Origin of the sequence: Flavobacterium sp. ACN2, from assembly GCF_002303885.1 — a bacterium.
Classification (GTDB): domain Bacteria; phylum Bacteroidota; class Bacteroidia; order Flavobacteriales; family Flavobacteriaceae; genus Flavobacterium.
Genome location: NZ_MRCM01000016.1, coordinates 144,466 through 153,537, shown reverse-complemented (window position 1 = coordinate 153,537; position 9,072 = coordinate 144,466). Strand labels below are relative to the sequence as shown.

Genomic DNA, 9,072 nt, shown 5'->3' with positions numbered 1-9,072 from the left:
ATATATTTAGAGATACCAAGATTTTGAAATATAATCTTCTCGATTGTAATTCTATAAGTGGAATTGAAAAATATAATTGTAATTCTGAAAAACTTAGATATATCTCATTACCTAATAGAGAAGACGTGAACGTTGTTTTAGTGCCCCAAGATTGTGGAGATTTTGATTATAGATATTATTTACTCACAATAAAGAACAATAGGTTAATTGATAATCTATATGTAGAAGGAGAATGGTACGAACCCGAAGATGAAGAAAACAAAGAGACGACTACTTTTTCAATTGATAAAGATTATAATCTGATTGTTAAAACTGAAACAGGAAATTCTTCTTCATTGCAAAATTTTACTATTAAAAATGATGGAAAAATTATAAAGCGATGATAAAATCCAATCGTTTTAAAAAATGTGAAGAATAGTTTTTAAGTGAATATATATTTAAGCTCCTTGACATATTGAAAAGAAAAGCCCCAGCTAGCAAAAGTATTATGTTTTTGTTAGCTGAGGGAATTTATAAATTAAATAAAATGAAAAAAATATTAAGTTTTGCAATTTTGACTTTATTGTTTGTAAACTGTAAAGGAGATTCAAAAATCAATGCCAGTCTAGGAAAAGATTTAAAAGAAGATTCAATAAAAAGAGCTTCTAAATTAGAACCAAGTCAAGACAAAGAGTTAAATGATAATAGTTTGGCAAGGAATTATTGGTCATTTTATAAAATTTCTGAAAATTCTATCTCAGGAACATCTAAAATGACGAAAGATGAAATTGTAAGTCAATTTAAAAATGTTAAAATAGAAATTGATGAAAAGAAAGTAAAGATAGGAGAATTATGTATTTATGATTATTATAAAAGTAATAAAACCCTAACAGAATATTATGAAAGTACCAAAACGGCTAAACTGTATGAGGATATATTTGTGAAAAACAAAATAAAGTTTGGAAATGAAATTACGGTTTATCAATCATTATATCCTGAAAAGGCTTGTGAAATTCCTTGGGACGAATTAATTATTGCTGATAATATAATTATTATAACATTTGATGATTATCTGGTGTTTTTTAAAAGGCAAAATGGCAATTATCAAGATGATTGTTATTCAAAGACTAAGATTACAAATTTACCTATAACAAATAAAATTATTAATGGTAATGATGTATGGAATCAACTATATTGTAATATAGCCAATTTAGACAATAAAGATTATTTAAGATTACCAGACATAAAAGATGTTAAGGTTTTTATTTTAGCAAATTTCAATTTTGATGATTTTACCTATACGTTAGTAACGATAAAAAATGATAAAATTATTACAAAGCAAGATATTGGTTTTGCTAAAGATATTGATGAACCAAATACAATATCTGAAATAACAGAATTTGAAATAGATCGAGATTATGTTTTTGTGATAAATACTAAATCAAAAAGCGGTGAAGATTTAAAAATCAAAAACACAGAGCGATTTAAAATAGATGAAAATGGCTTAATTGTAATTATTAAATAATTAAAATTTGAAAAATTAATGATACTTATAGTTTAGATGGTAATGAAAATAATGTTTAATTTTTTAATAATAGCTCTGCTAATTTCTTGTACTGGAAAACCAATAAAAAGTAATGATAAAAGTGTAGAAAAAATAAATTATTCGAACAAATCAATCTCGAATAATGATAAGGAAAAATTTACAGATAATGGTTTAATAGATACATTAACTACAATGATTGCAGAATACGGTGGAATTAAATTTTACACTGAAGATAAATTAAGAGGTGATGGTGTAGTTCAATTATTAATAGATATGGATATCGAAATTTTAAATGTTGATAAAACTGTATTTGGAAGTATAAAATTAAATAGCAATGTAGAAGAACCTTTTGATATAAAACTACCAAAAAGTGTTGTTGCAAGGGAGTTGATTCCAAATGTTGAATATAGAATATTCTGCTTCGATGCAGAACAACCTGAAAGCGATAATGATTTTTTAATTATTTATATAAATAAAGAAAAAAGATTAATTAGTAAACAGAGATGTAAATATAAGTTTAGTTCATGGGAAGCATATGCAAAGACAGCTTTTGTTCGCCTGACAACAAAAGTTAAAAATAGTTCGAAAGAGGAGAAGCTATATTATTATGAAGTACTTCAAGTAAAAGGAGATTCTATGAAGATTAAATCTGTTTCTAAAACGTCCTGTGATTATGTGGAAGAATATAAAGATGTTGCGAAATGGATAAAATGGAAAGACAACTCGTATAAGTTTATCGCATTTGATTTTTGTAATTAGAATAAAAACATTACAACACTTAAAAAAAGTTTTAAAACTAAAATATAAATCCAAGAGGGAAGTTGAAAATTAGGTTGAGTGCGCACAATTGCACCCATTTAACCCGTAAAATCTTGTTATAATATATAAACTTCACTAATAATCAAAATCTAACCAAACAAAAGAGAAGCGAAAGATTCTCATTTTCAAAATAAAAACTAATAGAATTATGATAGAAAAATTAAGTCATTTTCCCGTAAACTGGATTGATGGGATGAAGATAAATAAGAGTCATTTTTTATCTATTCAGGACAACGTTTCTGAGTTGGTAAACGATGCAATTGGTATTCATACCACACCAATAAGTTATGGGTTGTTGGATTCTGGAAACCGAAATAAAGAAACTACAAAAATTACTTTAGGAATCGATAATCACAAACTGCTTCGTGTTCGAGTAGAAGAGTGCCACGCTATAACGCCAAACGGATCAAGAATCGAAATCAGTAAAAGCAATACCGATACATTAGATCTTCAGGTTCCGTATCCAGAAGATACTTATGAAATAAAAGATGGAGAACAATTGGTTTTATTAGCCTGTATTTCGGTTAATTCTAAAAAGAGAATCCCTTTTGGAGAGCCAGATCCAGATGAGGTTCCGCCAAGATATCCGTACACGCAGCCAGAATACAAATTGCATTTAATTAAAGCCGAAGAATTCCGCTCAGGAATTGGGTATGGAGGTTTTTACTTGGCAATTGGTAAAGTGCTTATTGGAGACACGACAGTTTTAGATGAAGATTATATTCCGCCATCAGTTACAGTGGCTTGTCATCCAAAATTAGTTGATATGCAGGCACAGATCGCCCGTTCGTTTGGTCAGATTGAAATTTATGCTGTTCAGATTTCCCAAAAAATAAACAGAGGACAACAGGCAGGAGTTTTACCGCAGACTGTAATGCAGCTGGCAGACAATACAGGGTATTATTTGGGAAGTACTCTAACGCAATTTCGTTGGTTTTCACTGCATCAGCACCCAGCTTCAATGCTAGGTTCGGTAGTATCGTTTGCGAGAGTGATGAAGAATTTTATCGATTCAAAATCGGGAGCTGGAAAAGAAGAGTTGTTGAATTATTTTGCCGAGTGGTGCGATATTTCACAGGGAGATTTAGAGATCCTATTTACCACTCTTATTAATGCAGGTTACGATCATGTGCACATTGATAAAACAGCTTCGCTTGTAATGAATGCTTTGGCCAGAATAGAGAAGTTATTTGAAACATTAAACAAACTGGATTACATAGGCAAGAAGAAAGAAAACATCGAATTGTTTGTGGCTGAAACAGATAAAAAAGATATCGTTCATAACCCAAAACGTCACGGTTTCTTTATCAAAGATTAAAAAGTAAAATAGTAATATAAATTATGGAAGTATTAAACAAACAAGAACGCCAGAAAGCTTTTATCGCTTTTTTAATTGCCTTTATCCTAACTTTTTGCGTTATGCTGCTTGCTGTTTCGTTCAACTTTTATATGCCAGTAGCAGAAAATAAAATGCTGAAAGCAGAGAATGAAATGATGAAAAGAGAATACGATTATCAAACTAACTTTTCGGTTAAAATCGACAGTATTAGAATGACAATCGATTCTATTAATTCGCCAAAAGTAGATAACGATTTTCAGCAGCGTCTGGCAAATGTTATGATTGCAAATATTTATCAGAAAGTACCAAAAGATACGACTGAAAATAAAAAATTATACAACAATGTTATTCTGGCCTACAAGAATATTATTGATTACAAAAAGCAGATCAGAAGTCTTACGCACAATTCTCACTTAATAGACAGTTTGAACCAATCGGCTAAAACATACAAAGAAGAATTGGAAAAAGTAAGCAGAGATTTAGATGTATGTCGTCAGATTTATCAAAATCAATAAACAGAAATTAGAGTAAAAAATAATAAACCAATCATTTAAAAAATTCAAATTATGTTGTCAAATTATGGAATTGGAGGTAACGAAGTAAAAATAGATGCAGATGAAGCAATCACTGCAATCCCTCAAAACAGAACACTTGTTGCTCAGAAGTTAACAGTTGATGCTCCAGTAAAACCTGAATTGGTAGAAGGAATTACAAGTATCGAAAAAGCATTTGAACACTTTAAACCAGAAGTAAAAGTAAATTTTGAAACTGTTGACGGAGCTACTAAAGTAGAAGCTTTAAACTTTAAAAATTTAGGAGATTTTGGAATAAAAGGAATTACTACACAAAGTAGTTTTTTATCTGATCTTGAGACAGAAAAGGATCAATATCAAAAAATTATCCGTCAGTTAAAATCAAATAAGATTTTAAAAGCGGCTTTAGAAGACGGAGAAGCAAAACAAGCTTTATTAGAAAGTCTTGGAGCATTGATCAATGAGTTAAAAGAGAACAAATAAGAATCTTAAAATATTTTAGATATGTCAAATAAAGAAGCATATAAAGGAGATCTTGATACAGCGGTATTAGAACCTAAAGCAGTAAAAGGAATTTCGATTGAAAAAAATGTTGAAAAACTAGCTAAATACGGCGGTTTTGATTTACTGGAAATGTCGATTGAAGGAGTTCAAAATCTTAATCCAGAGAGAAAGGCAAGAAGAAAAATCTTTTTAGGCGAAGTAAACAAAGCAAAAGAAAGAGAAACGCTTTTGAAAACATTAGAACTTTGGACTTCGGTTTTAAGCAATAATGAAGCTTTGACTGACATGGTAGCACAAAGTGAAGACAAATGCAAAGAATCTGAAGCTTTGCTACAAAAAAACCTTGCAAAAGCTGTTGAAGATACAAGAGAGATTGAAGCGGCTTACAGAACTTTAGCTTTATTCTTTAAAAATACAGAAACAGATAAAGTAAAAAATGTTACGATTGTAAATGCTGAACTTGATCAGTTAAAAGATCTGGACAATACACGTTTTATCGATGCAATTCACTCAGAATTAGTGGATAATTACGATCGTTTAGACCTTAAAAATAATTACGGAATTTTGGTAATTCCTGGATATTTAGGTTCTAATAAAGTGATTGAAAAATGGGCAAAAATTGCGCATGAAAATAAAGTAATGTTGGTTACAGATTTCGAACATTTAGATGAACCGGATGATGTAATGGAAATGTTTGATGCTGCTTCTTTAACAGGAGGAGATGTTTACCGTTCTAACGTAATCATGACGTGTAACTGGCTTGTTGGACGTGGTAGATTTGATCAAATTGGAGAAAGCGAAGATTTACACGTTGCGCCTTCTGCAGCATTAGCAGGAAAAATTTACAAAACATTAATGTCTCAAGTTACTGCAGGTAAGAAATTTGGAGGAATTAATGAAGTTGACGGAGTAAAATTTGATCTTAAGAAAAGCGAAATCGCAAATCTTGAAAACTTAGGTTTGGTTCCAATGGTAAACGAGTACGGAAAAGTTATGGCATTTTCTGCTAAAACATTATTCAGTGGAGATAACTTAGGTTTACAGACTTATTCTGTAGTTCGTGTTTTTGATTATGTTACTAAAGTATTAATGGATTTCCTTAATCGTCGTGCTTTCGAAAACTTTACTGCTAAAACACGTAAAGAGATTATGAATCAGATTGTGGCTTTCCTTGACGGAATCACAGGTCCAGATAAATTGATCGAGAATTTTGAAATCCGCAGATTCGAGCAAGATCCAATTCAAAAAGACAGAATTTATATGGATATCCACATGAAACCTTATTTCCCTGCTAAAAACTTCCTTATTAAAATGGATGGACACAAAGGAGATGACGGAACAGAATGGGATACAGATTACGAGCAAAAATAATTGTACAGTAAATAAAAAAAGGAAGCACATAAAATTGTGCTTCCTTTTTCAACAAAACATTGATCTTTTGAATGATCAAACCAAATAATTCAAATTCATGAACGTACTTAAAATTTTACTTTTAGTCGGTTTGTTTTCCATATCAAGTTCGATTAAAGCACAAAAAGTAAAACAAATTGATACTTTAAGTTGCCCTATTACGCAAAACGATTTATTGCTTTCAGGAAAGTTATTTGCAAGTGCGACCCCAATTTTACTTCGTGTTTACAACGAAGATTATGAATACGCTGTTTTTCAGTTAGGAAAAAGAAGAGGCAGCATTTATTTATACTTTAAAATTTTTACAGATAATGTTTGTGTAAAACAAGAGCAGCCGCTGGAACTCTATTTTAAAAATGGAGAAATGTATATTCTTAAAAATACTTTCAAGGTAAATTGTGATGGAACTGCAGCTCTTGAACTTTCACGGAGAGACATCAAGAAATTAATGTCAAATAGTATCAATACAATTAAATTTTTCACACTTAAAAAAGACTATGAATTTAGTCCCACAGAAGTTGATAATCAAAATATAAGGTTCTATCTGCACTGTTTAAAGCTTTATAAAGTGAGAAAGAAAAAATAGAATTCGATTGACAGAATTTGACACAACTTAAATATAATCTCTAATAAAAAATCAAGATATGCCATTTCCAGAATTGAACCTTTCATTAGGACTTACAGATAACGATGGTTCTGTTTTCTATGCAGGAAGCGGAGAAGGAAAAGTGATTGTAAAAACAGATTCTGCTTTAAAAAAGCATAGTATCAATATAACAATTTCAGAACAGGAGGTTGGATCGGTTTATTTGAATACACATTTAAAAGATGTCGAAATTCCTGCTGAAATTGAAATTCCTGTTTATCAAATGATCGTTACAGATGATAAAACAAACGAAAAAGAAATCTATAAAGTTACCCGCGATACTTTTTTCTATAAACAGCAAACAAAGAAAAAAGGATTATGGAGCTTTTTAGGTTTAAAATTCTTAGCTCCAAATAACTTTCTTTTTGAAAATATCCCCTTCGAACCTTTAAAAGAAGAAATGGAAATCTATGATATTTCGAAATACAGAAAGCTAGATGAAGATAAACTGACTTACACTTTTCAGAAAGGCGAACAAAATATTCAGCTTTTTGCTGGTGATATTAATACGCTAAAAGTAGAGAAGGGTATAAGCTATTTTGTAGTTGTTGATGAGAAAAAAGGACAAAGATTCATTGGCGATATACTATACAGAGAAAAATTTCTAAAACTAACACCATCAGTTAAACTGCATATCATTAAACGCAGACGAGTTTCTAAAGAAATGGAAACAGATAAAAAAGGCCAAGCTAATAAGTTGATTTATATTTAAGAAGCAAAATTATGAAAGGAGCATTTTACAAACTTCCAATAGATTTTAATAGCGTAATGCAAAAAAAAGAGTTAGAAAAAACCTCGATTGAGCATTCTATCGCCCAACAGATCATTTTACTAGCTACTACTACATTTGGTGAGTGCAAGTTTGATGAAACGTTTGGTTCAAAAATCTGGGAAATCGACTTTGATTTGCTTATGAATGAAAATACGTTAAAAGAAATCATTTCAAAAACAATGAAACAGTCTTTGGCTTTTCATGAAAAGAGAATAAAAGTAAACGAGCTTAAAGTTGAATTATCTGAGACGATCTATTTTGTTGATGATGTAAGCAGATCAAAAAAGAAAGTCGATATAATAATTGAAGCAACAATTAAAAGTACCAATCGTGATTTTGACTTTAGAGGGTACTTTTTTGTTGGACCGCTATCATATAAATAGCTTTTTTTAGTACTATTTTTATTTCAATAGGCTAAAAAAGTATGTTTTTTAGTTTTTAAATATCTGATAACTTGATAATTATATATTGTAAATAAAGTTTTATTAAATAAATTATTATAATAAGATTTTATTTATATATTTACAGCATAAATAAATAAATTAATAATTAAAAATTTTTCATTATGTCGTTTTTAACATCATTAACAGTAGCAGGAAAAGATTACAAAGTATTAAACGTTAGTTATGATTTAGCTCAAGAAACAGATGCTTCTGGGCGTCCATCTACAGTAACACGTGGAGGAAGAATCATGATCGAGGTTGAATCAACTGGAAGTACTGAATTGTTTGAATGGATGACTAACAATTTCGAAAGAAAAGACGGGTCAGTAAAATTCATCAAACGTGATTCAAATGCTACTTTAAAAGAGCTAAAGTTTACAGAAGCTTACATGGTTAAGTACAAAGAAAACTTTGATCATAACAGTGAAAATCCATTAACTGAAACTTTTATGATTTCTGCTCGTAAAATTTCGATGGGTGGAGGAGAATTTGATAATGCTTGGGTATAATCCTTTGGACTTTATCAATCTTAATTAAACTAAAAGGAAGTCCGATAAGTGGACTTCCTTTTTTGTTTTCTTTTTTAGAATATCTGGTTTTCAATTCCCGATTAGCTGGATTTTCACACTTCCTAAATTAATTATCTAAACAAATCTACAAATGAGTTTTTTATCTAAGTTACATATAGACGGCGAAGAATATAATGTTCTTGAATTTAATATTGGTTTCAAACAAGAAATTGACACAACAAGCAAACCTACAGGAAATGCTAAAGGCGGAGTAATAAAAATGATTATCGAAGCAAGTCAGAACAGTCATTTTTTGTCTTGGATGTTAAACGGAGATTTAACCAAAGACGGCAAAATTGTTTTTTATAGAAGAGATGCATTAAGTAAAATGAAAGAGCTTTCGTTTACTAAAGCATTTTGTATTGGTTACGATGAGCAATTTACAAGCACTACCGAAATCCCAATGAGAATTACTATGGAATTAGTGGCAAAAGAATTGACTTTTGGAGACGCTAAATTCTCAAATAATTGGATTGCGTTAGATTAATTGTTTAAAAGCTCATTAAAAAACA

12 protein-coding genes are annotated in these 9,072 nt (G+C 30.2%); all 12 read left to right on the top strand.

All coding sequences use genetic code 11. From position 1 onward, the window contains the following. Positions 1-383 (top strand): hypothetical protein (locus tag BSF41_RS23810; protein ID WP_172426935.1); only part of this gene is annotated, 383 nt, incomplete at its 5' end. Between the two features lie 143 nt (positions 384-526). Next, entirely contained in the window at positions 527-1,504 is a 978-nt protein-coding gene (locus tag BSF41_RS18465; RefSeq protein WP_172426934.1) for a hypothetical protein, read from the top strand. A gap of 42 nt (positions 1,505-1,546) precedes the next feature. After that, positions 1,547-2,284: a hypothetical protein gene (locus tag BSF41_RS18460; protein ID WP_141248162.1), complete on the top strand. Its 738-nt coding sequence runs from the start codon at positions 1,547-1,549 to the stop codon at positions 2,282-2,284. Between the two features lie 208 nt (positions 2,285-2,492). Further along, the gene (locus BSF41_RS18455; protein ID WP_095930976.1) at positions 2,493-3,662 is read left to right on the top strand and encodes a hypothetical protein; all 1,170 of its coding nucleotides are present in this window, start codon (positions 2,493-2,495) and stop codon (positions 3,660-3,662) included. A 23-nt stretch (positions 3,663-3,685) separates the two neighbouring features. Continuing rightward, positions 3,686-4,198: a type VI secretion system TssO gene (gene tssO, locus BSF41_RS18450; RefSeq protein ID WP_095930975.1), complete on the top strand. Its 513-nt coding sequence runs from the start codon at positions 3,686-3,688 to the stop codon at positions 4,196-4,198. A gap of 51 nt (positions 4,199-4,249) precedes the next feature. Then, positions 4,250-4,699, top strand: coding sequence for a hypothetical protein (locus BSF41_RS18445; protein ID WP_095930974.1), 450 nt, complete (start codon positions 4,250-4,252; stop codon positions 4,697-4,699). A 21-nt stretch (positions 4,700-4,720) separates the two neighbouring features. Then, a complete protein-coding gene (locus tag BSF41_RS18440; RefSeq protein ID WP_095930973.1) occupies positions 4,721-6,091 on the top strand; it encodes a DUF5458 family protein in 1,371 nt (456 codons plus the stop codon). Between the two features lie 97 nt (positions 6,092-6,188). Beyond that, positions 6,189-6,716, top strand: coding sequence for a hypothetical protein (locus BSF41_RS18435; protein ID WP_095930972.1), 528 nt, complete (start codon positions 6,189-6,191; stop codon positions 6,714-6,716). A 58-nt stretch (positions 6,717-6,774) separates the two neighbouring features. Then, positions 6,775-7,488, top strand: a complete 714-nt coding sequence (locus BSF41_RS18430; RefSeq protein WP_095930971.1) for a hypothetical protein — start codon at positions 6,775-6,777, stop codon at positions 7,486-7,488. Positions 7,489-7,499: 11 nt separating this feature from the next. Continuing rightward, positions 7,500-7,931, top strand: coding sequence for a GPW/gp25 family protein (locus BSF41_RS18425; protein WP_095930970.1), 432 nt, complete (start codon positions 7,500-7,502; stop codon positions 7,929-7,931). Positions 7,932-8,113: 182 nt separating this feature from the next. After that, positions 8,114-8,500 (top strand): type VI secretion system tube protein TssD, encoded by a 387-nt coding sequence (gene tssD / locus BSF41_RS18420; protein ID WP_012025247.1) that lies wholly within the window; start codon positions 8,114-8,116, stop codon positions 8,498-8,500. A 151-nt stretch (positions 8,501-8,651) separates the two neighbouring features. Then, positions 8,652-9,047 carry a type VI secretion system tube protein TssD gene (gene tssD, locus BSF41_RS18415; RefSeq protein WP_095930969.1) on the top strand — a complete coding sequence of 132 codons (396 nt, stop codon included), beginning with the start codon at positions 8,652-8,654 and terminating at the stop codon, positions 9,045-9,047. Positions 9,048-9,072: the final 25 nt, after the last annotated feature.